The organism is Methylobacterium oryzisoli (assembly GCF_046557895.1).
Classification (GTDB): domain Bacteria; phylum Pseudomonadota; class Alphaproteobacteria; order Rhizobiales; family Beijerinckiaceae; genus Methylobacterium; species Methylobacterium oryzisoli.
Genome location: NZ_JBKIBX010000008.1, coordinates 1 through 26,989, shown reverse-complemented (window position 1 = coordinate 26,989; position 26,989 = coordinate 1). Strand labels below are relative to the sequence as shown.

The following is a 26,989-nucleotide window of genomic DNA, read 5'->3' as shown; positions in this document are numbered from 1 at the left end:
TCGTTCCCCGCCCGTGGAGCAGACGATGAGTCAGACCGCCCGCCCGATCCAGAGCCCGCAGGCCGTGCTGCGCGGGCTTGTCCGGCCGGATCTCCTGCGGGACGAGGTGCTGGCCGAGATCTTCCGCGACACGGTGCGGCGGCGGTCCGATCACCCGGCCCTCGTCGACGGGGCGGATGCCGCGCGCGCGCGCCTCTCCTACGCGGAGGTCGACGCGCGCTCGGACGCGATCGCCGGCGGGCTGTCTGCCCGCGGCATCGGGCCGGGCGACGTGGTCGGGCTGTGGATGGCCCGCTCGCCCGACCTCCTCGTCGCGCAGATCGGCATCACCAAGTCGGGCGCGGCGTGGCTGCCCTTCGACGCCGAGGCGCCGGCCGACCGGGTCGCGGTCTGCCTGGAGGATGCGGGCGCCAAGGCCCTGGTGGTCTCGCAGGCGCTGCAGCCCCGCGCGCCGCAGGGCGTGCCCGCGCTCACGCCGGCCGAGGTGGCGGAGGCGGCGCAGGGCCCGGCCCCGGACCTGCGCGCCGCCGGCCTCACGCCCGATCATCCCGCCTACCTGATCTACACCTCGGGCTCGACCGGCGTGCCCAAGGGCATCGTCATCAGCCACCGCAACATCTGCCACTTCCTGCGCTCGGCCAACGACCTCTACGGCGTCGCGCCCGAGGACGTGGTGTTCCAGGGCGCCTCCGTCGCCTTCGATCTCTCGATGGAGGAGATCTGGGTCCCCTACCTCGTCGGGGCGACGCTGTTCGTCGCGAGCCCGGCGATGATGGGCGACGCCGAGGCGCTGCCCGACCTCCTCGCCGAGGCCGGGATCACCGTGCTCGACACGGTGCCGACGCTGCTCGCCCTGATGACCCGGGACGTGCCCTCCCTGCGGCTGATCCTGCTCGGCGGCGAGGCGCTGCCCGAGCCGCTGGTGGCGCGCTGGGCGACGCCGGGGCGGCGCCTGTTCAACACCTACGGGCCGACCGAGGCGGCGGTGGTGGCCACCGCGGCCGAGATCCGCCCCGGCGAGCCGGTGACCATCGGCGGACCGATCCCCAACTACACGGCCTACATCGTCGACGAGGCGCTCGCGCTCGTCGGTCCCGGCGTGCAGGGCGAACTCCTGATCGGCGGGCCGGGCGTGGCCGCGGGCTACCTCGCCCGGCCCGATCTGACGGCCGAGAAATTCATCCGCAACCCCTTCGGCGGCGACGGCGCGGACCCGGTGCTCTACCGCTCCGGCGACGCGGTCTCCCTCGATCCGGAGGGGCGCATCCTCTTCCACGGCCGGATCGACGATCAGGTCAAGATCCGCGGCTTCCGGGTCGAACTCGGCGAGATCGAGACCCGCATCCGGGCGCAGGCGGGCATCGGGCAGGCCGCCGTGGTGCTGCGCCAGGACGACGGCGTCGACCGGCTCGTGGCCTTCCTGGTGCCCGAGCGCGGCGCGGTGATCGAGACGCCGCGCCTGCGCGCGCAGCTCGGGGCGGAGATGCCGCCCTACATGGTGCCGGGGCATTTCGAACTGGTCGCCACGCTGCCGGTGCTCGCCGCCTCCGGCAAGGTCGACCGCAAGGCCCTGCGGGCCCTGCCGCTGACGCAGCCCGCCGCGACCGGCGAGCAGGAGGAGCCGCGCAACGAGACGGAGGCGGCGCTGCTCGTCGCCGCCAAGCGCGCCTTCGGCGAGCAGGCGATCCCCTTCGAGGCCGATTTCTTCGCCGATCTCGGCGGCCACTCGCTGCTCGCCGCCCGGTTCGTCTCGGGCGTGCGCGAGGCGCCGGCGCTGGCCTCGATCACCCTGCAGGACGTCTACGCGCACCGGACCCTGCGGGCGATGGCCGACAGCCTGATCGCGCGCACCGGCGGCGTCGGCGCCGAGACCGCCACGCACGACCTCTCCTTCGCGACCCCGCCGCTGATGCGCCGCTTCCTATGCGGCCTCGCGCAGGGGCTGGTGCTGCCCTTCGTCATCGCGCTCTCCACGGCGCAATGGCTCGGCATCTTCGTCACCTACCTGCTGATCACCGGCGGCGAACTCGGCTTCTTCGGCGAGATGGCGGTGCTGCTGCTCGTCTATATCGGGCTCAACGCCGTCACGGCGCTGATCGCCATCGCGACGAAGTGGCTGGTGCTCGGGCGCACCCGGCCGGGGCGCTATCCGCTCTGGGGCGTCTACTATTTCCGCTGGTGGCTGACCCAGCGACTCACGCCCCTCGTCCACGTGAAGTGGCTCCAGGGCTCGCCGATGATCCGCATCTACCTGCGGCTTCTCGGCGCCAAGGTGGGCCGCGACGCCATCGTGTCGGACATCGACGTCGGCGCGCCGGACCTCCTGAGCATCGGCAGCGGCGCCTCGCTCGGCGGGCGCTGCGTCATCGCCAACGCGGAGGTGGTGGGCGACGAGCTCGTGATCGGCCGCGTGGCGATCGGGGACGGGGCCTCGATCGGCACGTCCTGCGTCATCGGCGTCGGCGCGCGGATCGGCGATCATGCCGAGATCGCCGACCTGACCACGGTGCCGGCCGGCACGGTGGTGGGGGACGCGGAGATCTGGGACGGCTCACCCGGCCGCAAGGTCGGCACGGTCGACGTCGCGGCGCTCCCCGAGGCGCCGCCCGTCTCAGGCGCGCGCCAGGCCGCCTTCCTGGCCGCCTACGCGGTCCTGCTCGCGGCGGTGCCGGCCATCGGCCTGCTGCCGATCTTCCCGGCCTTCTACATCTTCGACCAGATCAGCGACCGGCTCGGCGAGCTCACCGACATCGACTATCACTACTACCTGCCGCTCCTCACCTGGCCGACCGCCATGCTGATGACGGCCGGCACGGTCTTCCTGATCGCGGCGATCCGCTGGCTGGTGCTGCCGCGGCTGCGGCCGGGCCGCTACGCGCTCCACAGCGGCGTCTACCTGCGCAAATGGGCGGTGGCGCTCGCCGCCGAGGTGATGCTGGAGACGCTCTCCTCCCTCTTCGCCACCGTCTACATGCGGGCGTGGTACCGGCTGATGGGCGCCGGGATGGGGCAGGGGGCCGAGATCTCCACCAACCTCGCGGGCCGCTACGACCTCGCGAGCGTGGGAGCGCGCAACTTCATCGCCGACGAGGTCGTGTACGGCGAGGAGGAGGTGCGCCACGGCTACATGACGCTCGAACCCGTCAGCACCGGCGCCCGGGTCTTCGTCGGCAACGACGCGGTGGTGCCGCCGGGTGCCACGATCCCGGACGACGTGCTCATCGGCATCAAGTCGAAGCCCCCGGCCAACGACCGCATGGCCCCGGGCGACACGTGGTTCGGCTCGCCGCCGATCAAGCTGCCGACCCGCCAGAGGGTCGATGTCGGCCAGCGCCAGACCTTCGAGCCGGGACTCTGGCCCCGCCTCGGGCGCGGCGTGTTCGAGGCCTTCACCTCGTCCTTCTCGCCGATGCTGTTCATCACCTTCGCGATCATCGCGATCGATTTCGTGTTCTATCCGGCCATCCTGGCGGGCGACTGGACCGGGCTCGCTTTCGGGTTCGTGGCCGTCAGCCTCGTCATCGCGGTGCTGCAGACGCTCGTCGTGGTCGCGGTCAAGTGGCTGCTGATGGGCGCCTACCGGCCCGGCATGCACCCGATGTGGTCGTGGTGGGCGATGCGCACCGAGGCGGTGGCGGTGATGTACTGGGGGCTCGCCGGCAAGGTGCTGCTGGAGCACCTGATGGGCACGCCCTTCCTGCCCTGGGTGCTGCGCCTGTTCGGCACCCGGACCGGCCAGGGCGTCTGCCTGCTCTCCACCGACATCACCGAATTCGACTGCGTGACGATCGGCGACTTTTCGGTCGTCAACCGCATGTCGGCCCTGCAGACCCACCTCTACGAGGACCGGGTGATGAAGGTCGGGCGGGTCGATGTCGGCACCGGCGTCACGGTCGGGGCCTTCGCCACGGTGCTGTACGATTCGTCGGTCGGCGACTACGCGCGCCTGCGCCCGCTCACCGTCATCATGAAGGGCGAGTCGATCCCGGCTAACTCGGAATGGGAAGGATCGCCCGCAGTGCCGGTGGTGCACGCGGCGTGAGGTGTCAGCCGCGCGCCGCGGGCGTGCCCGCATAGAGCCCGACCACCGGACAATCGAGGCCGAAGGCCGGGAGCACCAGGCGGTCGCTGGCCCCGAGGCCGGAGGCGGACCAGCCGGCCCCGGTGCGCGACTCGACCTCGACGGCGATCCGATCCTGCTCGATCACCAGGATCGCGGTGCAGGCCGGATGCGCCCGGTAGAGCCTGCGCTTGACCGTGAGCCAGGGCTCAGCGCCGCCGGGCACCACGTCGCGATCGCTCGCCGACACGATCTCGGCCAGCAGGTAGGCCCGGTCCACGAAACGCTGGCCCGGCGCGAAGTCGGCATCGATCACCGCCACGTCCGGCTCGGGCCAGTAGAGATCGTCCGGCTGGCCGATCTCGATCCCGGGGCGCTGGTTGGCGAGCCGGCCCGGGTCGTGCCGGGCCAGGGCATCGTTCAGGAGGCGCTCCAGATTCCCGGCGATCCGGTTGTGGGCCAGGGTCGGGGGCGCCATCATCACCGGATGTCCTGCGATCAGTTCCCACCGCTCGCCGTCCGGACGCGTGGCCTGGAAGGCGCGGAAGGCGTGCGCCGAGACCGGCCGCGCGTGATCCGCTCTGGCAGCGACAGGTGACATCCGGTTCGCCCCTACGCGACGACGCGCAGGATATCACGCGGGGCGCCTGAGCAGAATCGCCAAAACCACGTCCGCTCAGTGCGTTGCCGCGGCATCGTTCCGACCGCCGGAGCGGCGAGCGAGGCCTACGCGGCCGCCTCGTCCTTCTTGCCGAGGCGCTTGTCGAGGTAGGTCTCGACCGTCTGGGTGAGCTCGTCGATCTTGCCGTCGAAGAAGTGGTTGGCGCCCTCGACGACCTGGTGCTCGATGATGACGCCCTTCTGGGTCTTCACCTTCTCGATCACCGGCATCACCTCGCGGGCCGGCGCCACCCGGTCCTCGGAGCCGTGCACGAACAGGCCCGAGGAGGGGCAGGGGGCCAGGAAGCTGAAATCGTAGCGGTTGGCCATCGCGGCGATCGAGATGAAGCCCTCCACCTCCGGCCGGCGCATCAGCAGCTGCATCCCGATCCACGACCCGAACGACACGCCCGCGATCCAGCAGGCCCGCGCCTCCGGGTTGACCGCCTGAACCCAGTCGAGGGCGGCCGCCGCGTCCGAGAGTTCGCCCGCGCCGTGGTCGAAGGAGCCCTGGCTGCGGCCGACGCCGCGGAAGTTGAAGCGCAGGGCCGCGAAGCCCCGGTTCGCGAACGTGTAGAACATGTTGTAGACGATCTGATTGTTCATCGTGCCGCCGAATTGCGGGTGCGGATGCAGCACGATGGCGATCGGGGCGCCCCTCTGCTTGGGGGCTTGGTAACGTCCCTCCAGGCGGCCAGCCGGACCGGCGAAGATGACCTCGGGCATTCACGAACCTCTTGGGCTTGGCCTCGCGGCTGAGGGAAGCAATGCGACTGCGTCCGGTCCGGTGCGAGCCTTGACTCGGGGACGCTCTAGCCTACAAGCACTCTTAGAATGGTTCTAACCGATTAGAACAATTCCAAACTGAGTGGCCAGGACGATCGCCTGCCCTCCGGCGGCGTGCGGAAAGCGTGTTGCGCTCGCGCCTTAGCACGCCCACCCGGGGGCAAGGCAAAGGAAATCGGCGGATGGAGGCAGGACCGCGCATCTATCTCGACCACAACGCCACCGCGCCGGTGAGGCCGGAGGTGGCGGAGGCGGTCGCGCGCGCGCTCCTCGACCTGCCGGGCAACGCCTCCTCGATCCACCGCGAGGGCCGTGCCGCCCGGGCGGCGGTGGAGACCGCCCGCGCGCGCATCGCCGCGCTGGCGGGCGCGGGGTCCGGGACCGTGGTGTTCACGAGCGGCGGCACGGAGGCGGCGAACGCCGCCCTGTCCGGGGGGCTGCGGCGCCGGGACGCGCCCGTGCCGACGCGCCTGCTCGTCGGCGCCGCCGAGCACCCCTGCGTGCTCTCCGGCCACCGCTTTCCCGCCGCGTCGGTGGACCAGATCCCGGTCGATTCCCGCGGGGTGATCGATCTCGGCTGGCTGGAGGCGCGCCTCGCCGGGCTCGCGGGCGAGGGCGTCCTCGTCTCGGTCCAGGCCGCCAACAACGAGACCGGGGTGATCCAGCCCCTCGATGCGGTGGTGGCACTCGCCCGCCGCCATGGCGGCGCGCTCGTCCACAGCGACGCGGTCCAGGCCGCCGGGCGAGTGGGCCTGGACCTCGCGGCGTGCGGCCTCGACGCGCTGAGCCTGTCGGCGCACAAGTTCGCCGGGCCGAAGGGCGTGGGCGCCCTGGTGCTCGCGCCCGGCGTCACCCTCGATCCGGTCTTTCACCGCGGCGGCGGGCAGGAGGCGCGCCTGCGCGGCGGCACCGAGAACGTGGCCGGCCTCGTCGGCGCGGGCGTCGCGGCCGAGATCGCAGGCCGCGCGCGGGCGGCGGAAGCCGCGCGTCTGGCGGGATTGCGGGACGCGCTGGAGGCCGGGATCCGCGCCCGGGCGACGGACGCCGTGGTGTTCGGGGAGGGGGCGGAGCGCCTGCCGAACACGACCTGCTTCGCGGTGCCGGGCTTGGCGGCGGAGACCGCCCTGATCGCGCTCGACCTCGACGGCGTCGCGGTCTCGTCGGGATCGGCCTGCGCCTCCGGCAAGGTCGGACGCTCGTCGGTGCTGGCCGCCATGGGGGTGCCGGCGGCGCTTGCCGCCGGGTCGCTGCGTGTGAGTTTGGGATGGAACAGCCGGCAATCGGACGTGGATCGCTTCCTCGCGGTCTTCGATCGGCTGATTTCGTCCCTATATAAGCGCCGGGAGAGGGCCGCGTGAGCGCGTGCCCCGCACCGGCCGTGTCATCAACCCGCGGCCCTTGAAGCCGTCAGCGGTAGGAGACGGGTATGCCTGCAGTGCAGGAGACGATCGATCGCGTTCGTGCCATCGACGTCGATCAGTACAAGTACGGATTCGAGACCACGATCGAGATGGAGAAGTCCGAGAAGGGCCTCTCCGAGGACGTGATCCGCTTCATCTCGGCCAAGAAGGACGAGCCGGAATGGATGCTGGAATGGCGGCTCGACGCCTATCGCCGCTGGCTCACCATGAAGGAGCCGGAATGGGCGCGCGTGTCGTATGACCGGATCAATTACAACGACATCTACTACTACGCCGCCCCGAAGCGGAAGGCGGCGCAGTCGCTGGACGAGATCGATCCCGAGATCCTGAAGACCTACGAGAAGCTCGGCATCCCGCTGCGCGAGGTCGAGGCGCTGGAGGGCATCGCGCCCGAGCGCCGCGTGGCGGTGGACGCCGTGTTCGACTCGGTCTCGGTGGCCACCACCTTCAAGGCCGAGCTCGCCAAGGCCGGCGTCATCTTCATGCCGATCTCCGAGGCCCTGCGCGAGCACCCGGACCTCGTGCGCAAGTACCTGGGCTCGGTCGTGCCGGTGACCGACAACTTCTTCGCGACCCTGAACTCGGCCGTTTTTTCGGACGGGTCGTTCGTCTACATCCCGCCGGGCGTACGCTGCCCGATGGAGCTGTCGACCTACTTCCGCATCAACGAGCGCGACACGGGCCAGTTCGAGCGCACCCTGATCATCGCCGACAAGGGCTCTTACGTCTCCTATCTCGAAGGCTGCACGGCGCCGCGCCGCGACGACAACCAGCTCCACGCGGCGGTGGTCGAGCTCATCGCCCTGGACGATGCCGAGATCAAGTACTCGACGGTCCAGAACTGGTACCCGGGCGATGCCCAGGGCCGCGGCGGGATCTACAACTTCGTGACCAAGCGCGGCGATTGCCGCGGCACGAACTCGAAAATCTCGTGGACGCAGGTCGAGACCGGTTCGGCCATCACCTGGAAGTATCCGTCCTGCATCCTGCGCGGCGACGGTTCGCAGGGCGAGTTCTACTCGATCGCGGTGTCGAACGGCATGCAGCAGGTCGATTCCGGCACCAAGATGATCCATCTCGGCAAGAACACCACGAGCCGGATCATCTCGAAGGGCATCTCGGCCGGCCGGTCGCAGAATACCTACCGGGGCCTCGTCTCGGCGCACCGGAAGGCGACCAACGCCCGCAACTTCACGAACTGCGATTCGCTGCTGATCGGCGACCAGTGCGGCGCGCACACGGTGCCCTACATCGAGTCGAAGAACGCGACCGCCGTGTTCGAGCACGAGGCCACCACCTCCAAGATCTCCGAGGACCAGCTGTTCTACTGCCAGCAGCGGGGCCTCGGCGAGGAGGAGGCGCGGGCGCTGATCGTGAACGGCTTCGTGCGCGACGTGCTCCAGCAACTGCCGATGGAGTTCGCGGTCGAGGCCCAGAAGCTGATCTCGATCAGCCTGGAAGGCTCGGTGGGCTGACGCGGCCGGGTGCGGCGGGCCCCCGGGGCGCGCCGTCACCCCGGACCGCGCGGCCCGCGGCAGGCCCGTCCCGGAGATGCCGGCCTCGCGACCCGGGACGGCCGCAGCGGCGGCCGTCGGGCGAGGACCGCCGTCACGCGATCCCTGCGCAGACAATTCGAAGGACTTTGGAATCCGATGCTCGAAATCAAGAATCTCGTCGTCCAGATCGAGGACAACCGCATTCTCAACGGCCTCGACCTCACCGTGAACGACGGCGAGGTGGCGGCCATCATGGGCCCGAACGGCTCGGGCAAGTCGACCCTCTCCTACGTGATCGCCGGCAAGGCGGATTACGAGGTGCTCGACGGCGAGGTGCTGCTCGACGGCGAGAATATCCTGGAGATGGCGCCCGACGAGCGCGCGGCGGCCGGAATTTTCCTGGCCTTTCAGTACCCGCTGGAGATCCCGGGCGTCGCCACCATGACGTTCCTCAAATCGGCGCTGAACGCGCAGCGCAAGGCGCGCGGCGAGGAGGAGCTGTCGACCCCCGACTTCATGCGCCGCGTCTTCGGGGCCGCCGACACGCTCGAGATCGACCGCGACATGCTCAAGCGGGCGCTGAACGTCGGTTTTTCCGGCGGCGAGAAGAAGCGCATGGAGATCCTGCAGATGGCGCTGCTGCAGCCGCGCTTCTGCGTCCTCGACGAGACCGATTCCGGCCTCGACATCGACGCGCTGCGCATCGTGTCGGAGGGTGTGAACGCGCTGCGCGCCAAGGACCGCAGCTTCCTCGTCATCACCCACTACCAGCGCCTGCTCAACCACATCGTGCCCGACACCGTGCACGTCATGTCGCAGGGCCGGGTGGTGCGGTCGGGCGGCAAGGAACTGGCGCTCGAACTCGAAGCCAGCGGCTACGCCGAGTACCGCGCGACCGAGGCGGCGTGACCATGGCGGACATCACCACCCTGCGCACGGCGGCCGAGACCGGCCTGTCGAAGCTGTTCGAGGTCCGGCGCCTGAAGCTGCCGGGCTCGGCCATCGCCCGCGAGGAGGCCTTCCGCTTCTTCGAGGCGGCCGGCCTGCCGCATCGTCGGGTCGAGGCGTTCAAGTACTCCGACCTGCGCGCGGCGTTGCGCGAGGCGGCCCCGCCGGCCGAGGCGCCGGGCGCCGAGACGGCGCGCGAGGCCGTCAAGGCCGCCAAGGGGTTCGCGGAGACCGAGGCGGCGCGGCTGACCTTCGTCAACGGCCACCTCGTCCCGGCGCTCTCGGACCTCGGCGCGCTCCCGGCCGGCGTCACGGTGACGCCGCTGACGGAGGCGCTCACCGACGGCGACCCGCTCACCCAGCGCTTCGCCCCGGTGGCGCAGGCGAACGAGAACCCGATCTACCAGCTCAACACCGCCTTCATGGCGGACGGCGCGCTGATCCGGGTCGAGGCCGGCGCCAAGGTGGAGCGGCCCGTGCACCTGCGCTTCGTCGCCACGGGCGGCGAGGCGTTCTCCACCGCCACCCGCACCCTGGTGGTGCTGGAGGAGGGGGCGGAGTTCACCCTGTTCGAGAGCCACGAGGGCCCGGGCGGCACCGCCTACCAGCCGAACGACGCCCTCGATGCGATCATCGAGGACGGGGCGGTGCTGCGCCACACCCGGCTCAACGCCGAGGGCGCCGAGGCCGTGGCGCTCTCGACCATCTCGGTGAGGCTCGGCGCGGGCTCGCATGTCGAGACCGTCAACGTGGTGGCCGGCGCGGTGTTTTCCCGCCACCAGATCTACCTGCTGTTCGCGGGCGACGACGCCACCGCGGCGGTGAACGGCGCGACGATGCTCGGCGACGGGCAACTCGCCGATTCGACGCTGCTCGCCGATCACGCGGCCGTCGGCGGGGTGAGCCGCGAGCAGTTCAAGACCGTGATCGACGGCGACGCCACCGGCGTGTTCCAGGGCAAGATCATCGTGCAGCAGGTCGCCCAGAAGACCGACGGCAAGATGAAGTCCGACTGCCTCCTCCTCTCCGACGAGGGGCAGATGATGAACAAGCCGGAACTGGAGATCTTCGCGGACGACGTGGCCTGCGGCCACGGCGCGACCTGCGGGGCGATCGACGACGACCTCCTGTTCTACCTCATGGCCCGCGGCCTGCCGCGAGCCGAGGCCGAGGGGCTGCTGGTCCAGGCCTTCCTCGGCGAGGCGCTGGAATCGATCACTCACGAGGGCGCCCGCGAGGCGATGATCGGCGTCGTGGAGACCTGGCTCGCCGGCCGCCGGTGAGCCCCGCACGGGGCCGGCACCGGGCCGGCCCCGCGGCCTCAGACGAAAAGAGATGGCGATGAACGCACCCGTCCTGCAGCCCTACGACGTCGCGGCGATCCGGGAGCGGTTTCCGATCCTGTCGCAGACCGTCTACGGCAAGCCGCTCGTCTACCTCGACAACGCCGCCTCCGCGCAAAAACCGCGGGCGGTGATCGACGCCATGACGAATGCGATGGAGACGGCCTACGCCAACGTGCATCGCGGCCTGCACTTCATGGCGAACGCCGCCACGGAGGGGTTCGAGGGCGCCCGCGAGACCACGCGCCAGTTCCTCAACGCCGGCTCCACCGACGAGATCATCTTCACCCGCAACGCCACCGAGGCCTACAACCTCGTCGCCTCGTCGATGGGCTGGGCCGGGCTGATCGGGGAGGGGGACGAGATCATCCTCTCGATCATGGAGCACCATTCCAACATCGTGCCCTGGCACTTCCTGCGCGAGCGCCGCGGGGCGGTGATCAAGTGGGCGCCGGTGGACGACGAGGGCAACTTCCTCGTCGAGGAATACGAGAAGCTCTTCACGCCGCGCACCAAGATGGTGGCGATCACCCACATGTCGAACGTGCTCGGCACGGTGACGCCGGCCCGCGAGATCGTGCGCATCGCCCACGCGCACGGCGTGCCGGTGCTGCTCGACGGGGCGCAGAGCGCGGTGCACCAGCCGATCGACGTGCAGGCGCTCGACTGCGACTTCTTCGTCTTCACCGGCCACAAGGTCTACGGGCCGACCGGCATCGGCGTGCTCTACGGCAAGAAGGCGTGGCTGGAGCGGCTGCCGCCCTACCAGGGCGGCGGCGAGATGATCCAGACGGTGACGCAGGACGCGATCACCTACAACGAGCCCCCGCACCGCTTCGAGGCCGGCACGCCCGCGATCATCGAGGCGGTGGGCCTCGGGGCCGCGCTCGAATTCATGATGGAGCTCGGCCGCGAGCGCATCGCCGCCCACGAGGCGGCCCTCTCGGCCTACGCCCACCAGCGCCTGTCCGAGATGAACAGCGTGCGGATCATCGGGCGGGCGCGCGAGAAGGGGGCGGTGATCTCCTTCGAGGTGAAGGGGGCGCATGCCCACGACATCGCCACCGTGATCGACCGCCAGGGCGTGGCCGTGCGGGCCGGCACGCATTGCGCGATGCCGCTGCTCGCGCGCTTCGGCACGACCTCGACCTGTCGCGCCTCGTTCGGATTGTATAATACGCAGGCCGAGGTCGATGCGCTGGTGGCGGCGCTCGCCAAGGCCGAGATGATGTTCGCGTAGGACCCGCCGATGACCGACACCGCGCCCGAGACCGGCTCCGCGCTCCCGCCCGAGGAGATCGACCGGCTGACCGACGGCATCGTGGCCGCCCTCAAGAGCGTCTACGATCCCGAGATTCCGGCCGACATCTACGAGCTCGGCCTGATCTACAAGGTCGACATCGCCGACGACCGCCACGTGGCGATCGACATGACCCTGACGGCCCCGGGCTGCCCGGTGGCGGGCGAGATGCCCGGCTGGGTCGAGAACGCCGTCTCGGCCGTGCCGGGCGTGCAGGGCTGCACGGTGACGATGGTGTTCGACCCGCCGTGGGATCAGAGCCGGATGTCCGACGAGGCCCGCGTCGCGCTCGACATGTGGTGAGCGGGGGCCGGGCGCGCTAGAGCGGGCCTTCCGGCCCGCGCCGGAGCCCGAGGGACGACCCTGAGGCTCCCGCGCCCGCCGGGTGGTTCAGGGCGCTTTGGCCGTCTTTCCGGCCCCGCTTGTGCCGCAAGCCTATTCCCTGTCGCGGATCGCCCGGCTAAAAGGCCGCCGCATCGCACGGCCGCTCCAGCGCCCGGAGCGTGAACATCCACCTCCACCAACTCGACACAGGGGGGAGCCGCCATGCGGGTCTATTACGATCGCGACGCCGACATCAATCTGATCAAGGGCAAGAAGGTCGTCATCGTCGGCTACGGCAGCCAGGGCCACGCCCACGCGCTGAACCTGCGCGATTCGGGCGTCAAGGACGTGGTCATCGCCCTGCGCAAGGGCTCGGCCAGCGCCAAGAAGGCCGAGGCCGAGGGCTTCAAGGTCATGGAGGTGGCCGAGGCCGCCGCGCAGGCCGACGTCGTCATGATGCTCACCCCCGACGAGCTGCAGGGCGACATCTACCGCGACTCGCTGCACGGCACCATGAAGCAGGGCGCGGCGCTGCTCTTCGCCCACGGCCTCAACGTGCACTTCAACCTCATCGAGCCGCGCGCCGACCTCGATGTCCTGATGGTCGCGCCGAAGGGCCCGGGCCACACGGTGCGCTCCGAGTACCTGCGCGGCGGCGGCGTGCCGACCCTGATCGCCATCGCGCAGGACGCGTCCGGCAACGCCCACGATCTCGGGCTCTCCTACGCCTCGGCCAATGGCGGCGGTCGCGCCGGCATCATCGAGACGACCTTCAAGGAGGAGTGCGAGACCGACCTGTTCGGCGAGCAGGTCGTGCTCTGCGGCGGTCTCGTCGAGCTGATCAAGGCGGGCTTCGAGACGCTGGTCGAGGCGGGCTACGCCCCCGAGATGGCCTATTTCGAGTGCCTGCACGAGGTGAAGCTGATCGTCGACCTCATCTACGAGGGCGGCATCGCCAACATGAACTACTCGATCTCGAACACCGCCGAGTACGGCGAGTACGTGACGGGTCCCCGCATCATCACGCCCGAGACCAAGGCCGAGATGAAGCGCGTGCTCACCGACATCCAGTCGGGCACCTTCACGCGCAACTGGATGCTGGAGAACCGGGTCAACCAGACCTCGTTCAAGGCCACCCGCGCCCGCAACGCCGCCCACCCGATCGAGGAGGTCGGCGAGCGCCTGCGCGGCATGATGCCGTGGATCAAGGAAAAAGCCCTGGTCGACAAGTCGAAGAACTGATCGGCCTCAACGGACCGGTCCTTCGCCGCCCGTCGCGCCGGCCCCGCTCCCGCGGGGCCGGCGTTTTCGTGCCCGGAGCCAGGGATCGTCGCGCGGGAGACTGTCCCGACCGGACTTCCGGCCGATTGCGCGCGGGACGCCGTCCGGCGACGATCCGCCCGGCCGCCGACGGCGGCCCAAGCCAACGGCACGAGGAGGACACATGGGCTCGCTCTACTCCGCGGCGCATCGCGCCCTGCAGGAGGAGTTCGGGACGACGCGGCTCGCCGAGTGGCTCGACACCGACTTCGTCCACGCCGAGATCCGCGACGAGGAGCGCGCCTTCATCGAGGCGCGGGACATGTTCTTCCTCTCGACCGTCGATCCCGAGGGGAATCCCACGGTCTCCTACAAGGGCGGCGCGCCGGGCTTCGTGCGGGTGGCGGACGCCACCACCCTGGTCTTCCCGGGCTACGACGGCAACGGCATGTTCTATTCGGTGGGCAACATCGCCGGGCAGGGCCGGGTGGGCCTCCTGTTCATCGACTTCGAGACGCCGCACCGGCTGCGCGTGCAGGGCAACGCGCGGCTGGAGCGCGAGGGGCCGCTGCTCGCCGCCTATCCGGAGGCGAAGTACCTCGTGCGGGTCGCGGTCGCGAAGGTCTGGGTGAACTGCCCGCGCTACGTCCACACCTACCGCAAGGAGCAGACCTCCCGGTACGTGCCGGCGGCCGACCGGGAGACGCCGCAGGCGCTCTGGAAGCGCATCGACCTGCTGCAGGAGGTGCTGCCGGAGGGCGATGCCGCGCGGGCGAAGGCCGAGGGGCTGATCGACCTGCCGGCCTACGAGGCCCGGGTGGCTCGCGGCCAGGGCTGAGGGCGCTCCCTCAGCAGCCGAGCCGGTCGGCGAGGTCGCGCAGGTCGCGCGCTGCCACGTCGACCGGGCAGGCGGGGGCCGCCTCGCCGGTGCCGGGGCCGCTCTCGTCGGGACGCGCGATGTGGGCGGTGGCGAGCCCGCAGCCGGCCGCGGCCACGAGGTCGAAGCTGTGGGCGGCCACCATCATCACCTCGGCGGGCTCCAGCCGCAGCGCCTCGACGGCGCGCAGGTAGACGGCGGGCTTGGGCTTGTAGTCGCGGGCGAACTCGGCGCCGAGCACCGCGTCCCAGGGTAGGCCGTTGCGCCGCGCATGCGCGATGGCGAGCCGCACATGCGCGTTCGAGCAGGGGGCGAGCAGGAATTGCGTGCGCAGGCGGGCGAGCCCGTCGGCCACGTCGGGCCACGCGTCGAGGCGATGCCACGCCCGCACCAGTTCCCGCTTGGCCTCCGGCGCGACGCCGTCGATGCGCCAGGCGGCAAGCAGGTCGTCCAGGCTCTCGGCGTGGAGCACGTCGAGATCCGCGTAGGCGCGCGCGCCCGCGCGGATCGGCTCCATGCCGGGCTGGTAGCAGTCGCGCCACGCGCGGGCGAAGGCGCCGCCGTCGAGGTCGGGCCGCAGGGTCCCGAGCAGGCGCTCGGCCTCCCGGGCGACGCCGCCGTGCCAGTCGAGCAGGGTGCCGAAGACGTCGAAGATCAGGGCTTGGATCGGCACGGATCGGGTCTCCTTCTGAACGGGACGCGGCTTGCCCCACCCGCAGTTCCATTGCACGATCGAACCGATACGGCAGGTACCGCGGATGGACAGCCGGACCTTGATCGCGGTCCTCGAAGCGGATGGATGGTACAGGGTCGCGCAGAAGGGAAGCCACGTGCAGTTTCGGCATCCGCGCAAGGCCGGCCGGGTGACCGTGCCGCATCCCAAGCGCGACCTGCCGATCGGTACGCTGCGCAACATCGAGAAGCAGGCGGGCCTACGCCTGAGATGAGATCATGCTCCGCTCGTTCATCGCCTTGATCCATAAGGATGCCGGCAGCGACTACGGCGTCTCGTTCCCCGACCTGCCCGGCTGCATCAGCGCAGGCCGCACGCTGGACGAGGCCCGCCGGATGGCCGCCGAGTCGCTGGCCCTGCATCTCGACGGAATGCTTCAGGACGGCGAGGCGATCCCGGCGCCATCGCCTCTCGACGCGATCATGGCGGATCCGGAGAATCGCGACGGCATCGCGGTGCTGGTCGACGCCGAGGGCGCGATGCCGAGCGATCTGCCGACCGATCTCTGGGAGCGGATCGACGACTACGCGGCGCGCCACGGGCTCACGCGAGCCGATGTGCTCGCGCGCGGGGCGGAGCGGGAGTTGGCCTCGGAAACGGCGTGAGGCGCGGCCTCAGCGCCGCCGCACGAAGCCCACGATGTCCTTCACGGCCCCGAGGTTGGGCGCCGCGATGGCCTCGGCCCGGGCGGCGCCATCCGCCAGCACGGCGTCGATATGGCCCGGATCGGCCACGAGGCGCTTCATCTCGGCGCCGACCGGCCCAAGCGCCTCGACGGCGAGATCCACCAGCGCGCCCTTGAAGGCCGAGAACTGCGCACCGCCGTAGTCGCGCAGCACCTCCTCGCGTGTGACGTCGCGCAAGGCGGCGAAGATGCCCACGAGGTTGTCCGCCTCGGGGCGCCCGGCGAGGCCGGCGACCTCGGAGGGGAGGGGCTCGGCGTCGGTCTTGGCCTTGCGCACCTTCTGGGCGATGGCGTCGGCGTCGTCGGTCAGGTTGAGGCGCGAGTAGTCGGAAGGGTCCGACTTCGACATCTTCTTGGTGCCATCGCGCAAGCTCATCACCCGCGCGGCCGGACCGCCGATCAGCGGCTCGGTGAGCGGGAAGAAGGCCTCGCCGTGGCCCCGCGCGGTAATCGCGGCCGAAAAGTCGTTGTTGAATTTCTGCGCGATGTCGCGGGTGAGTTCGAGGTGCTGCTTCTGGTCCTCGCCCACCGGCACGTGGGTGGCCCGGTAGGCCAGGATGTCGGCGGCCATCAGCACGGGGTAGTCGTAGAGCCCGATGCTGGCGTTCTCGCGGTCCTTGCCGGCCTTTTCCTTGAACTGCGTCATGCGGTTGAGCCAGCCGAGGCGGGCCACGCAGTTGAAGATCCAGGCCAGTTCGGCGTGCTGGGGCACCTGGCTCTGGTTGAAGACGATCGAGCGGGCGGGATCGATGCCGGCCGCCAGGAACGCCGCCGTGACCTCGCGGATCTGGGCGGTGAGTTCGTCGGGGTTCTGCCAGACCGTGATCGCGTGGAGGTCGACCACGCAGTACAGGCAGGTCTCGTAGGCCGGCTGCAGCGCGACGAAGCGCTTGATCGCCCCGAGATAGTTGCCGAGGTGGAGGTTTCCGGTCGGCTGGACGCCGGAGAAGACGAGTTCCTGGAACGCGGGCATCGTCGTCGGGTGACCTCGGCAAGAAGGGTGGGGAGCGGCCCGCGGGCGCGGCGTTCTGAACCCATCCCCTCCGGCCGGTCAAGTCGGCTGCGGCGCGGCACAGGACCTCGTCCCCTCTGCGGCAGGCGGCGCCTGCCGGGCGAGGCCGGTCGGACAGAGGTCGAGGAGGGGGCAGCGCCCGCAGGCCGGCGCGCGGTGATGGCAGCAGCGCTGGCCGTGCAGCATCAGCACCTCGTGGTTGTCGTAGAGGGCCTGCGCGCTCCAGTCCGGGGGCAGTTGGGCCCGCAGGATCGCGTGGGACGGGCCGACATCCACCCGCGGGCCGATCAGGCCCGTGCGCTGCGCGACGCGGTGATGGTGGCTGTCCACCGGCAGGGCCGGCATCCGCAGCGTGCTGAAGGAGAGGACGGCCGCGCTCGTCTTCGGGCCGACGCCGGGGATCGCTTCGAGCCACGCCCGCGCGGCGGGCACGTCGAGGTCCCCCAGGAAGTCGAGGCTCAGCGCCCCGTGCTGCCCGCGCACCGCCCGCAGGATCGCCTGGATCCGGGGCGCCTTGAGTTCCGGCCACGTGACGCCCGCGATCAAGGCCTCGACCTCCGCCGTCGGCGCCTCGATCAGGGCCGCCCAGTCCGGGTAGCGGGCGCGCAGGGCCTTGAAGGCGCGGCCCGATTCCGCGTTGCGGGTGCGGTGGGAGAGGAGCGAGGAGACGAGTTCGCTCAGCGGATCGAGGCTGTGGAAGTACGGGATCGGGCAGCCGTACAGGGCGCAGAGCCTGCGATGGATGACGAGCGCCTTGCGCGCGAGATCGTCGACGGAGTCCATGAGGGCGGGAATCGCGCGATCCCGCCCGCGGTTCCCATCGGCCTTTCCCGCCGGTCAGGCCCCCTCGGCCTTGCGCTCGTGGCGCAGGAGGAGCGGGGTCTGGGCCAGCGCGAAGGCGATGGTCAGCGGCATGATGCCGAACACCTTGAACCCGACCCAGAAATCCGTGGTCTGGGTGCGCCAGACGATCTCGTTCAGCGCCGCCAGCACGAAGAAGAACAGGCCCCAGCGGAAGGTGAGCTTGCGCCAGCCCTCTTCGTCGAGATCGAACACGCTGTCGAGGACGAGGGAGAGGAGCGGCTTGCCGAAGGCGAGGCCGCCGAGCAGCACCGCGCCAAAAAGGCTGTTCACGATGGTGGGCTTGAGCTTGATGAAGAGTTCGTCCTGCAGCGCGAGCGTGAGCCCGCCGAACACCACCACGACGACGCCCGAGACGAGCGGCATGATCGGCAGGCGCCGCACCAGCACGTAGTGGATGGCGAGCGCCGCGAGCGTGGCGGCGATGAACAGCCCGGTCGCCGCGAACAGCCTGTGGTCGGGCGCGACCCCGAACCGGTCCGCGTAGGCGTTGCCGAGGAAGAACAGGCCGAGCGGCCCGAGTTCGAGGGCGAGCTTGACCAGCGGCGGCAGGTGGGTCTTGGGCGGAACGTCTTCGGTCTTCATGGACGGGGCCTGATCTGGAACCGGTCGCGCACGGCATCGCGCAGCGGCCGTCCGACCATTAGACTGTCGCGGCTCCGCCCGCATCCCGTCCCGAGGCCGCACGATGTCCATCGCCATCGATCACCCCGAAGCCGAGGCGCTGCTTGCCGAGATCGAAGCGCAGACCGGGCGCGATCCGGGCGACCTGCTGCTGGATCTGCTGCGCCGCGAGCGCGACCGCTTGACGGAGGAACGAACGGTGGAGCGCCGTATCGCCGAGGGCTTGGCAGCGGACCGCGCGTTGCAGGCACAATGGCGCACCGGTCACGTGCTCGACGCACGCAGTCCGGACGACGTGCTCGGCTACGACGAGTCCGGCCTGCCGTCGTGATCGTGGTCGACAGTTCCGTCTTTGTGGCGATCGCCACCCTGGAGGCGGATGCCGATGCGCTGTCGGAGGCCATGTCCCGGGCCGGTCGGTGCGTGATGTCGGCCGGCAACTATCTCGAATGCGCGATGATCGCGGAGAGCCGCTTCGGCGGTCGCGCCGCACTGGACGCGTGGATCCAGCGCCGCGGCATCGACATCCTGCCCGTCGATCATGCCCTCGCCCGCAGCGCCGCCGACGCCTTCGCGCGCTTCGGCAAGGGCCGGCACCCGGCCGGGCTGAACTACGGCGATTGTTTCGCCTACGCGCTCGCCCGGACGCTCGACGCGCCGCTTCTCTACAAGGGCGGCGACTTCGCGCGGACCGACATCGCGACCGCCTTGCCGTGAGGACGGCGCCGGACGTGGCCGGCGCCGTCCCGCGCCGCCTCACAGGGCGACGAAATCCTGGGCGCTGATCCCTGCCATGTCGGCCACGTCGAGGTCGGCGATGGCGACCGCGCCGCCGGAGCCTGAGCCGTCCGCATCGTAGTAGACGTAGCCGTTCCAGGACGAGACGATGATCCGGTCGTCGGCGTCGAGCCCGGTCGGCGCCGCGGTGTCGACGATCCTGAACTCGCTCGCCGACAGCGTCCCGAAATCGAGAGCCGTGAAGATGCTGCGGTCGAGCCGGAACCGGTCGTCCGCGGCGTTGAAGTCGGTGATGCGGTCGATGCCGGCCGAGGCGAGGCTCGAATCGAACAGGAAGGTGTCGGCGCCGCTGCCGCCCGTGAGCGTGTCGGTCCCGGCCCCGCCGCCGAGCACGTCGTCGCCGCCGCGCCCGTCGAGCAGGTCGCCGCCGTAGCCGCCCGAGAGCCGGTTGCCGTCGCCGTCCCCCCGGATCGTGTCGCCGTAATCGCCGCCCGAAACATCCTCGATCGAGATCAGGGTGTCGGTGCCCTCGCCGACGAACCGCTCGCCCTCGCCGACGACGAACAGGCGGCTCTCCTGCCGGGCGGTGCCCTGGACGAGGTCGACGACGACGCAGCCGGCATACCCTGAGTAGTCGACGTGGTCGTCGCCGTCGCCGCCGTTCATCGTGTCGACGCCGACGATGTCGATGAAGGTGTCGCCGCTGGTGCCGCCGGCCATCGAATCGTTGCCGTAGCCGCCGTCGAGGACGTCGCGCCCGCCCCAGCCGCTCAGCGTGTCGTCGCCGTTGCCCCCGTAGAGCGTGTCCTGGCCGTTGCCGCCGTGGATCTTGTCCCTGCCGTCGCGGCCGTAGATGACGTCGTCCTCCTCGCCGCCGACGAGGGTATCGTCCTTGAAGAACCAGTTCTGGTCGCCGGTGATCGTAGCCATGCCGCCCTCCTGTGTCGGGGAGCCGCGATGGTGGCCCTCCCGACGCCAGGGTCGCCGCGGACGGCCGGGCGATCCGTGAACCGGATCACACAGGGATCTCGTGCCAAATTCGCGTGATCCCTTCGGGATGGCGGATTTGGGCTTCGCTCAAGCGCCGCGCGGGCTGCTGAGACTGGCTCCGCTAGGCGGAGCCAGTCTCAGCCGTCCTTGTCGAGGCCCGCGATCGCCAGGGCGAAGTCCCGGGCCGCGAAGGCTTCGAGATCGTCCACGCCCTCGCCGACCCCGATATAGTGGACGGGCAGGCCGAACTTGGCGGCGAGCGCCACCAGGATGCCGCCCCGCGCCGTGCCGTCGAGCTTCGTCATCACGAGGCCGGTGACGCCCGCGGTCTTCTGAAAGAGCTCGACCTGGCTCATGGCGTTCTGGCCCACCGTGGCGTCGAGGACGAGGAGCACCGCGTGCGGCGCCTCCGGATCGAGCTTGGTGATCACCCGCACGATCTTCTCCAGCTCCGCCATCAGTCCGGCCTTGTTTTGGAGCCGGCCGGCGGTGTCGATCATCAGCACGTCGGTGCCGGATTCGCGCGCCGCCTGCAGCGCGTCGAAGGCGAGGCCGGCGGCGTCGGCGCCCTGCGGCCGGGCCATCACGGGCGCGCCGGTGCGCTCGCCCCAGACCTTGAGCTGCTCGATGGCGGCGGCCCGGAAGGTGTCGCCGGCCGCCAACATCACGCTCCGCCCCTGCGCCCGGAATTTTTGGGCGAGCTTACCGATCGTCGTGGTCTTGCCGGCCCCGTTGACCCCGACCATCAGGATCACGAAGGGCTTATGCCCGCCCTCGACCACGAGGGGCCGCGCCACCGGATCGAGCGCCCGCTCTACTTCCGCCGCGAGGATCGCCCGCACCTCGTCGGGGGCGATGCCCTTCTCGTAGCGGCCCTTGCCCACCGCCTCCGAGATCCGCATGGCGGTCTCGACGCCGAAATCCGCCTGGATCAGGGCGTCCTCCAGTTCTTCCAGCGTCGTCGCGTCGAGCTTGCGCTTGGTGAAGAGGCCGGTGACGCGCTCCGAGAGGGCCGAGGAGGTGCGCCGCAGCCCCCCGGTGAGCCGGCTCCACCAGCCGCGCTTCTCGCCCGCCTCGTCAGGCGCAGCCTGGGGCGCAAGCGCGAGGGGATGATCCGCCCCGTCATCCTCGTCCTCCGGCTCCTCCACGGCGCCGTCGGGCGCCTCTGGCGTAGCCGGCGCCTGCCCGGCGGTGCCGCCCGGCGGGCGCTCGGGCTCGCCGTCGATCGGCTGCAGATCGGCCCCCGCGAGTTCGGGGGCGAGGTCGCGGTCGGTCTCCGTGTCGGGCGAGGCCTCGGTGACCGTCGGGCTCGCGGCCGGGTTCTCCTCGGCCGCGGTGGCGTAGTCCGGCTCCCCCTCCGACGGCGTGACGGTCGGCGGCGCCTCCTCGGCCTCCTTGGTCTCGCCCTTTCGTCCGAACAGGCGGCCGAACCACCCCGGCTTGGTGTTGTCGCTCATCCGCACTTGCTCCAGAGGTCTGGGCGCCGGGATCGTCCCGGCCGCCGCGACCAGCTTCGAGGACGACCGGGGCCGCCATGATCGTCGAAGACATAGTCTCGCGGGTGCTCTACCGCGATGCCCTGGTGCTCGTCATCGACAAGCCGGCCGGCCTGCCGGTGCATCCGGGGCCGCGGGGCGGCGAGACCCTGGTCCAGCACCTCGACGGCCTGCGCTTCGGCCTGCCGCGCCGCCCGGAGGCGGCCCACCGCCTCGACCGGGACACCTCGGGCTGCCTCGCGCTCGGGCGCCACGCCAAGGCGCTGGCGCGGCTCGGCCGGCTCTTCGCCGGGAGCGCGGTGGACAAGACCTACTGGGCGCTGGTCGAGGGCGGTCCCGCGGAGGAGGCCGGGACCATCGACCTGCCCCTGGCGCGGCGCTCGGACGATCCGCGCAGCTGGTGGATGAAGGCCGATCCGGCGGGCGATCCGGCGCTGACCCGCTGGCGGGTGCTCGGCCGCGGGCCGGGCACGGCGTGGCTCGCCCTCGAACCGGTGACCGGGCGCACGCACCAGCTGCGCGTGCACTGCGCCGCGATGGGCTGGCCGATCCGCGGCGACACGATCTACGGCGGCGCCCCGCGCCACGGCGGCCCCGGCCTGCAGCTGCACGCCCGGGCCTTGAGCCTGCCGCTCTACCCGAAGAAGCCGCCGGTCACGGCGGAGGCCCCCGTGCCGCCGCACATGCGCGGCGGCCTCGAAGCGTGCGGCTGCCGGGAGACGGGCGAGTCCGTCGCCTGAGCCGCGCCCCATCAGCCCTTCGGCCGCTCGCGGTTGCCGTACTGCGCGAGTTCGAGGCGGGCGATCGAGCGGTTGTGCACCTCGTCCGGGCCGTCGGCGAGGCGCAGCGTCCGGATGCGGGCATACGCGTAGGCGAGGCCCGCATCGCTGCTGACGCCCGCGCCGCCGAAGGCCTGGATCGCGTCGTCGAGCACCTTGAGGGCGATCCGGGGGGCCGCGACCTTGATCATCGCGATCTCGAGCTTCGCGCCCTTGTTGCCGACCCGGTCCATCATGTCGGCGGCCTTCAGGCAGAGGAGGCGCGTCATCTCGATGTCGATGCGCGCCTCCGCGATGCGCTGCTCCCAGACCGAGTGGTCGGCGATGCGCTTGCCGAAGGCGACGCGCTCCAGCAGGCGGCGGCACATCTTGGCGAGCGCCTCCTCGGCGACGCCGATGGTGCGCATGCAATGGTGGATGCGGCCCGGGCCGAGGCGCCCCTGCGCGATCTCGAAGCCGCGGCCCTCACCGAGGATCAGGTTCTCGGCCGGCACGCGCACGTCGTCGAGGATCACCTCGGCGTGGCCGTGGGGCGCGTCGTCGTAGCCGAAGACCGGCAGCATCCGCACCACCGTCACGCCGGGCGTGTCGAGGGGCACGAGGATCTGCGATTGCTGCTGGTGCAGGGGGGCGCCGGTGTCGGTCTTGCCCATCACGATCGCGACGGCGCAGCGCGGATCGCCCACGCCCGAGGACCACCACTTGCGGCCGTTGATCACGTAGTGGTCGCCGTCGCGGCGGAGGCGCGTCTCGATGTTGGTGGCGTCCGAGGAGGCGACGTCCGGCTCGGTCATCAGGAAGGCCGAGCGGATCTCGCCGGCCATCAGGGGGGTGAGCCAGCGCGCCTTCTGGGCCGGGGAGCCGTAGCGGTGCAGCACCTCCATGTTGCCCGTGTCGGGCGCCGAGCAGTTGAACACCTCGGAGGCCCAGGAGATGCGGCCCATCTCCTCGGCGCAGAGCGCGTAGTCGAGGTTGGTGAGCCCGGCGCCGCGGAAGTCGCCCTCGTCGTGCTGGGGCGAGGGCGGCAGGAAGAGGTTCCAGAGGCCCGCCTCGCGCGCGAGCGGCTTCAGGCGCTCGATCACCGGCACGGGCTGCCAGCGATCCGTCCCGAACGCCTCCATCTCGGCCTTGTAGGTCGGCACGGCGGGACGGACGTGCTCGTCCATGAACGCGGCCACGCGGTCGCGCCAGTGCCGCTGCCGCTCGGAGAGGGTGAAATCCATCGCAGCTTCCTCCCGTGCCCGGGGTCGCGTCCGCCCCGGCGCCTGATCGGACGCGACCCTAGCGCCAACCGCGGGCGAGCAAAACCGTGTTTTCGAAAGCGGGCCCGCCGCGCACGCCGGCTCCGCCGTACCGGTCTTTCTACGCCGGCGGGGCGAACAGGCCGAGGAAGAGCGGGCGCGCGTAGAGGTCGGCCGCCGTCTCGGGCGTCACGCCCGGCACCCAGGCGGGGAGTTCGGCCGCCGCGTTGATCATGCTGCTGACGAGCTGGGCCGCGATGCCGGCGTCGTGGGCGCGCACCGAGCCGTCCGCCATGCCGTCCACGAGGCAGAAGGTGAACCGCTCCGCGAGCCGGTTCATGGTGCGGCGCGTCTCGGTGCGCAGCCCCTCCGGCAGGGCGCTGAAGGCGGTGACCCGCAGGAGCGGCCCCGCCGGGCCGAGCTGCGCGCGCACCAGCGTCGCCGAGGCGGTGCAGATCCGCTCCCACCCGGTCCCGCCGGCCGCGTCGGCGGCGTCCTGCACGGCCCGGATCTGCGCGAAGCTGCGCGCGAAGCAGTTGGCGACGAGGTCGTCCTTGTTGTCGTTGTGGTGGTAGAACGAGCCCTTGGTGACCTTGAGAAGCCCCGAGATCTTTTCCACCGAGGCGCCGCGGTAGCCCTGCTGGTTGATGAGGATCGTGGCCGCCCGCAGGAAGGCCTCCGGCGAGATCTCGCTCTCGGGCTCGCGCAGCAGCAGCGGCGGCACGGGCTCCGGCAGCAGGCCGGGCGCCCAGGGGGCCGCCTGCCCGGCGAGCCCTTCGACGAGCAGGTCGGTGACCCGGGCGGCCACGCGGCCGTAATCGCGCGGCTCGTAGCGGCCGATCCACAGCCGGACCGAGTGCACGACCGAGAGCAGGAGGTGCGTGCGCGCGTTGCGCTCGGCCCGGTCGAGGTGCTCGCCGTCGAAGAGTCCGCGCAGGCGGCGGAAGAGGCCCGCATAGGCCGAAAAGACCGCCTCCGCCTGCGGCTCGGGCAGGGCGCGCACGTCGTGCAGCACCGCGGTGTCGGGCTCGTCCCCGGCCGCCACGGCGGCGCGCCGGGCGCAGTAGAGGTCGAGGAGGCGGGCCAGCCGCGCCGCCGGGTCGGGCGCCGCCTCGGCCTGCGCCACCAGATCGTCCAGCACCGCGATCGTGCGCAGGAAGCACGCGGCGGCGAGGTCCTCCTTGCGGCGGTAGTAGTAGGTGACGCTGTTGGTCATCAGCCCGACGCCGCGGGCGACGTCCGCCAGAGTCGCGCCCTTCACCCCCGCCTCGTTGAACAGGGCCGCGGCGGCGTGCAGGATGGCGTCCCGCTTCTGGGCGTAGCGCCGCGTCTGCCGCGGGGCGCCGGCGGGCGCGGGGGTCATCGCGCTCTCGGCCGCATTCTCGCCGGACGTGTCGAGGGAGTGGGACATGCCCTCGATTGAGCACGCCCCCGCGGAGCGTGACAAGCCGCACTCACGGGGCAGGGGCCGCCTCCTCACCGTAATGCTTCCGATACCACGCCACGAAGGCCGGGATCCCGACCTCGATCGGCGTGGCCGGGACGTAGCCGGTGAGGTCGCGCAGCAGATCCGCGCTCGCCACCGTGCGGACGAGGTCGCCCGGGGGCAGGGGCTTCAGCAGGCGCTCGGCCCTACGGCCCAGCGCCGCCTCCAGCACGTCGAGCATCGCGCTCACGCTCACCGGGCGGCCCGCCCCGATATTGACGAGGCGGTAGGGCGCCACGGGGCTCAGCGTGTCGGCCGCCGAGACCGGAGCGCCGACGGCGGGCGGCAGCGCCGTCAGCCGCCAGATGCTCTCGATCAGGTCGTCGATGTAGGTGAAGTCGCGCTCGGCCCGTCCGTGGGCGTAGACCTCCACCGGCTCGCCCGCCAGGATCCGGCGGGTGAAGAGGTAGAGCGCCATGTCGGGCCGCCCCCAGGGGCCGTAGACGGTGAAGAAGCGGAAGGCCGTGGTCGGCACGCCCCAGACATGCGCGTAGGCATGCGCCATCGCCTCCCCGGCGATCTTGGAGGCGGCGTAGATGGTGAGCGGGGAGGCGGTGGCGTCGGTCTCGCGGAACGGCACCGCGCGGTTGCCGCCATAGGCCGAGGAGGTGGAGGCGAACAGGAAGTGGCGCACGGGATGAAGGCGCACGCCCTCCAGCACCTCGTAGGTGCCGACCATGTTGGAGGCCACGTAGGCGCCGGGATTCTCCAGGCTGTAGCGCACGCCGGCCTGGGCCGCGAGATGGAGGACGATGTCGGGTCTCGCCTCCGCCATCGCCACCGCGAAGGCGCCCGGCTCCTCCAGCATGAAGCGCCGCGCCGTGAAGTCCGGCAGGGCGGCGAGCTCCGCCAGCCGGGCCTCCTTGAGGGCGACGTCGTAGTAATCCGTCATCCCGTCGATGCCGGTGACGGCGTGGCCCGCGGCGAGCAGGCGGCGGGCGAGATGGAAGCCGATGAAGCCGGCCGTACCCGTCACGAGGAAACGCATGGGCGGAACTCCGACGCGAGCCTGACGGCGCGCAGGCCCCACGGGACCGGGCGTAGACCGCTTTTCGCGGCAGCGGAAGCCGAAGCGCCGCGGCCTCCGGGCTTGCTCCAGGCTTGGCGGCGATCTTGGCGGCGATCTTGGCGGCGATGCAGACGGCGAAGCCCCGCCCTGCGCCGGACGCCCTTGGTCGGAGGGCCGAAGCCCTTGCAATCCCACACGCTCCTCCCCAGATTGGTTGAATCGCGCCGACCCTGCGACCCGTGCCCGCCGTACGGGCCACACGGGCGGCGTATCGTGTTTCCCATCTCGAACCGGCCTGTCGTCCTCCACCGATGAGGACCGAGTGGAGGCCCGTGAGCCAGTCACCGATGAATCAGCTCGTGCGCATGTCGCATCTCTTTCCCGCCGAAACCGTCCAGGAGCCGTCGCCGGAGCACCGGATTCCGTTCGCGCAATCCGGCGCCTTCGTGTGCAAGTTCATCATCGGCGAGCCGAACGACCGCGCGGTCTGCTGCGGCGCGCCGGTGCAGGACGGCAAGAGCTGGTGCGCCTTCCATCGGCGGATCGTGTTCGAGCCGGCCCGGCCCGGCCGCCTGCGCTGACGCGCCGGAACCTTCCGTCTCATTCCCCGCGATGATCTGCCCCGGGAGGGTTCCGGCCCTGCCCGGGCCTGTTCGCGCGCGCGCGGCCGGTCCTCCGCGCGGGCGCCGGCGCACGGCCGCACTTGATCGCGGCCCGCAGACCCTCTAAGCGGGCCGCGCCTTCCGCCCGGCTTGGACGTCGTGGGCGGGCTTGCCGCAGGTGAGGGATATGGCCAAGGAAAAGTTTTCGCGGACGAAGCCGCACTGCAACATCGGGACGATCGGTCACGTGGACCACGG

The 26,989-nt window shown here is 71.1% G+C and carries 26 protein-coding genes; 15 read left to right on the top strand and 11 right to left on the bottom strand.

The annotated features are described in order from the left end of the window. The first annotated feature begins 25 nt into the window (after positions 1-25). Positions 26-4,042: a Pls/PosA family non-ribosomal peptide synthetase gene (locus ACKUB9_RS09950; RefSeq protein WP_407521573.1), complete on the top strand. Its 4,017-nt coding sequence runs from the start codon at positions 26-28 to the stop codon at positions 4,040-4,042. A 4-nt stretch (positions 4,043-4,046) separates the two neighbouring features. Here the strand turns inward: ACKUB9_RS09950 and ACKUB9_RS09945 are convergent, their stop codons facing one another. Together ACKUB9_RS09945 and ACKUB9_RS09940 are read right to left on the bottom strand one after the other, a co-directional pair. After that, on the bottom strand, positions 4,047-4,661 hold the full coding sequence (locus tag ACKUB9_RS09945; protein WP_407521576.1) for a Uma2 family endonuclease: 615 nt from the start codon (positions 4,659-4,661) through the stop codon (positions 4,047-4,049). A 125-nt stretch (positions 4,662-4,786) separates the two neighbouring features. Further along, positions 4,787-5,446: an alpha/beta hydrolase gene (locus ACKUB9_RS09940; RefSeq protein WP_407521578.1), complete on the bottom strand. Its 660-nt coding sequence runs from the start codon at positions 5,444-5,446 to the stop codon at positions 4,787-4,789. A gap of 242 nt (positions 5,447-5,688) precedes the next feature. Here ACKUB9_RS09940 and ACKUB9_RS09935 point away from each other — a divergent pair, with 242 nt between their 5' ends. From ACKUB9_RS09935 to ACKUB9_RS09900, 8 genes are all read left to right on the top strand, one after another. Further along, entirely contained in the window at positions 5,689-6,864 is a 1,176-nt protein-coding gene (locus ACKUB9_RS09935) for a cysteine desulfurase family protein (protein ID WP_407521581.1), read from the top strand. Between the two features lie 68 nt (positions 6,865-6,932). Further along, positions 6,933-8,402, top strand: coding sequence for a Fe-S cluster assembly protein SufB (gene sufB, locus ACKUB9_RS09930; protein ID WP_407521584.1), 1,470 nt, complete (start codon positions 6,933-6,935; stop codon positions 8,400-8,402). 177 nt (positions 8,403-8,579) lie between these two features. Next, a complete protein-coding gene (sufC, locus tag ACKUB9_RS09925; protein ID WP_407521587.1) occupies positions 8,580-9,332 on the top strand; it encodes a Fe-S cluster assembly ATPase SufC in 753 nt (250 codons plus the stop codon). A 2-nt stretch (positions 9,333-9,334) separates the two neighbouring features. After that, complete coding sequence (gene sufD / locus ACKUB9_RS09920; protein WP_407521589.1) at positions 9,335-10,654, top strand: Fe-S cluster assembly protein SufD; 1,320 nt, start codon at positions 9,335-9,337, stop codon at positions 10,652-10,654. A gap of 58 nt (positions 10,655-10,712) precedes the next feature. After that, positions 10,713-11,954 carry a cysteine desulfurase gene (locus ACKUB9_RS09915; protein WP_407521591.1) on the top strand — a complete coding sequence of 414 codons (1,242 nt, stop codon included), beginning with the start codon at positions 10,713-10,715 and terminating at the stop codon, positions 11,952-11,954. 9 nt (positions 11,955-11,963) lie between these two features. Further along, positions 11,964-12,317, top strand: a complete 354-nt coding sequence (locus ACKUB9_RS09910) for an SUF system Fe-S cluster assembly protein (RefSeq protein WP_407521594.1) — start codon at positions 11,964-11,966, stop codon at positions 12,315-12,317. 243 nt (positions 12,318-12,560) lie between these two features. Next, positions 12,561-13,580 carry a ketol-acid reductoisomerase gene (ilvC, locus tag ACKUB9_RS09905; protein WP_407521596.1) on the top strand — a complete coding sequence of 340 codons (1,020 nt, stop codon included), beginning with the start codon at positions 12,561-12,563 and terminating at the stop codon, positions 13,578-13,580. 202 nt (positions 13,581-13,782) lie between these two features. Then, the gene (locus tag ACKUB9_RS09900) at positions 13,783-14,436 is read left to right on the top strand and encodes a pyridoxamine 5'-phosphate oxidase family protein (protein ID WP_407521598.1); all 654 of its coding nucleotides are present in this window, start codon (positions 13,783-13,785) and stop codon (positions 14,434-14,436) included. A gap of 10 nt (positions 14,437-14,446) precedes the next feature. Here ACKUB9_RS09900 and ACKUB9_RS09895 read toward each other — a convergent pair whose 3' ends face one another. Further along, positions 14,447-15,148 carry a haloacid dehalogenase type II gene (locus ACKUB9_RS09895; RefSeq protein WP_407521601.1) on the bottom strand — a complete coding sequence of 234 codons (702 nt, stop codon included), beginning with the start codon at positions 15,146-15,148 and terminating at the stop codon, positions 14,447-14,449. An 85-nt stretch (positions 15,149-15,233) separates the two neighbouring features. Between ACKUB9_RS09895 and ACKUB9_RS09890 the strand changes: the two genes are divergently transcribed. Both ACKUB9_RS09890 and ACKUB9_RS09885 read left to right on the top strand, forming a co-directional pair. Then, positions 15,234-15,422 carry a type II toxin-antitoxin system HicA family toxin gene (locus ACKUB9_RS09890; RefSeq protein ID WP_407521604.1) on the top strand — a complete coding sequence of 63 codons (189 nt, stop codon included), beginning with the start codon at positions 15,234-15,236 and terminating at the stop codon, positions 15,420-15,422. 4 nt (positions 15,423-15,426) lie between these two features. After that, positions 15,427-15,813: a type II toxin-antitoxin system HicB family antitoxin gene (locus ACKUB9_RS09885; RefSeq protein WP_407521607.1), complete on the top strand. Its 387-nt coding sequence runs from the start codon at positions 15,427-15,429 to the stop codon at positions 15,811-15,813. Between the two features lie 9 nt (positions 15,814-15,822). Here ACKUB9_RS09885 and trpS read toward each other — a convergent pair whose 3' ends face one another. The 3 genes from trpS to ACKUB9_RS09870 form a co-directional block, all read right to left on the bottom strand. Continuing rightward, positions 15,823-16,866, bottom strand: a complete 1,044-nt coding sequence (gene trpS, locus ACKUB9_RS09880) for a tryptophan--tRNA ligase (RefSeq protein ID WP_407521610.1) — start codon at positions 16,864-16,866, stop codon at positions 15,823-15,825. A gap of 78 nt (positions 16,867-16,944) precedes the next feature. After that, positions 16,945-17,688: an endonuclease III domain-containing protein gene (locus ACKUB9_RS09875; RefSeq protein ID WP_407521612.1), complete on the bottom strand. Its 744-nt coding sequence runs from the start codon at positions 17,686-17,688 to the stop codon at positions 16,945-16,947. Between the two features lie 54 nt (positions 17,689-17,742). Beyond that, positions 17,743-18,351 (bottom strand): septation protein A, encoded by a 609-nt coding sequence (locus tag ACKUB9_RS09870; RefSeq protein WP_407521615.1) that lies wholly within the window; start codon positions 18,349-18,351, stop codon positions 17,743-17,745. 103 nt (positions 18,352-18,454) lie between these two features. On the opposite strand from ACKUB9_RS09870, the gene ACKUB9_RS09865 reads away from it, so the two are divergent. Both ACKUB9_RS09865 and ACKUB9_RS09860 read left to right on the top strand, forming a co-directional pair. Continuing rightward, on the top strand, positions 18,455-18,721 hold the full coding sequence (locus tag ACKUB9_RS09865; RefSeq protein WP_407521617.1) for a type II toxin-antitoxin system VapB family antitoxin: 267 nt from the start codon (positions 18,455-18,457) through the stop codon (positions 18,719-18,721). A gap of 2 nt (positions 18,722-18,723) precedes the next feature. Then, positions 18,724-19,107, top strand: coding sequence for a type II toxin-antitoxin system VapC family toxin (locus ACKUB9_RS09860; RefSeq protein WP_407521619.1), 384 nt, complete (start codon positions 18,724-18,726; stop codon positions 19,105-19,107). A gap of 39 nt (positions 19,108-19,146) precedes the next feature. On the opposite strand, the gene ACKUB9_RS09855 is transcribed toward ACKUB9_RS09860, so the two are convergent. Together ACKUB9_RS09855 and ftsY are read right to left on the bottom strand one after the other, a co-directional pair. Further along, the gene (locus ACKUB9_RS09855) at positions 19,147-20,058 is read right to left on the bottom strand and encodes a calcium-binding protein (protein ID WP_407521621.1); all 912 of its coding nucleotides are present in this window, start codon (positions 20,056-20,058) and stop codon (positions 19,147-19,149) included. A gap of 197 nt (positions 20,059-20,255) precedes the next feature. Then, a complete protein-coding gene (gene ftsY / locus ACKUB9_RS09850) occupies positions 20,256-21,575 on the bottom strand; it encodes a signal recognition particle-docking protein FtsY (RefSeq protein WP_407521624.1) in 1,320 nt (439 codons plus the stop codon). A 77-nt stretch (positions 21,576-21,652) separates the two neighbouring features. Here ftsY and ACKUB9_RS09845 point away from each other — a divergent pair, with 77 nt between their 5' ends. Further along, entirely contained in the window at positions 21,653-22,354 is a 702-nt protein-coding gene (locus tag ACKUB9_RS09845) for an RluA family pseudouridine synthase (protein ID WP_407521626.1), read from the top strand. 11 nt (positions 22,355-22,365) lie between these two features. On the opposite strand, the gene ACKUB9_RS09840 is transcribed toward ACKUB9_RS09845, so the two are convergent. The 3 genes from ACKUB9_RS09840 to ACKUB9_RS09830 all read right to left on the bottom strand — a co-directional run bounded on the left by ACKUB9_RS09840 (position 22,366) and on the right by ACKUB9_RS09830 (position 26,108). Further along, on the bottom strand, positions 22,366-23,616 hold the full coding sequence (locus tag ACKUB9_RS09840; protein WP_407521628.1) for an acyl-CoA dehydrogenase family protein: 1,251 nt from the start codon (positions 23,614-23,616) through the stop codon (positions 22,366-22,368). 139 nt (positions 23,617-23,755) lie between these two features. Continuing rightward, positions 23,756-25,045 carry a TetR/AcrR family transcriptional regulator gene (locus ACKUB9_RS09835; RefSeq protein WP_407521631.1) on the bottom strand — a complete coding sequence of 430 codons (1,290 nt, stop codon included), beginning with the start codon at positions 25,043-25,045 and terminating at the stop codon, positions 23,756-23,758. Between the two features lie 43 nt (positions 25,046-25,088). Next, on the bottom strand, positions 25,089-26,108 hold the full coding sequence (locus ACKUB9_RS09830; RefSeq protein ID WP_407521634.1) for an NAD-dependent epimerase/dehydratase family protein: 1,020 nt from the start codon (positions 26,106-26,108) through the stop codon (positions 25,089-25,091). Between the two features lie 260 nt (positions 26,109-26,368). On the opposite strand from ACKUB9_RS09830, the gene ACKUB9_RS09825 reads away from it, so the two are divergent. Beyond that, the gene (locus ACKUB9_RS09825; RefSeq protein ID WP_407521636.1) at positions 26,369-26,710 is read left to right on the top strand and encodes a GcrA family cell cycle regulator; all 342 of its coding nucleotides are present in this window, start codon (positions 26,369-26,371) and stop codon (positions 26,708-26,710) included. The last annotated feature ends 279 nt before the right edge of the window (positions 26,711-26,989 follow it).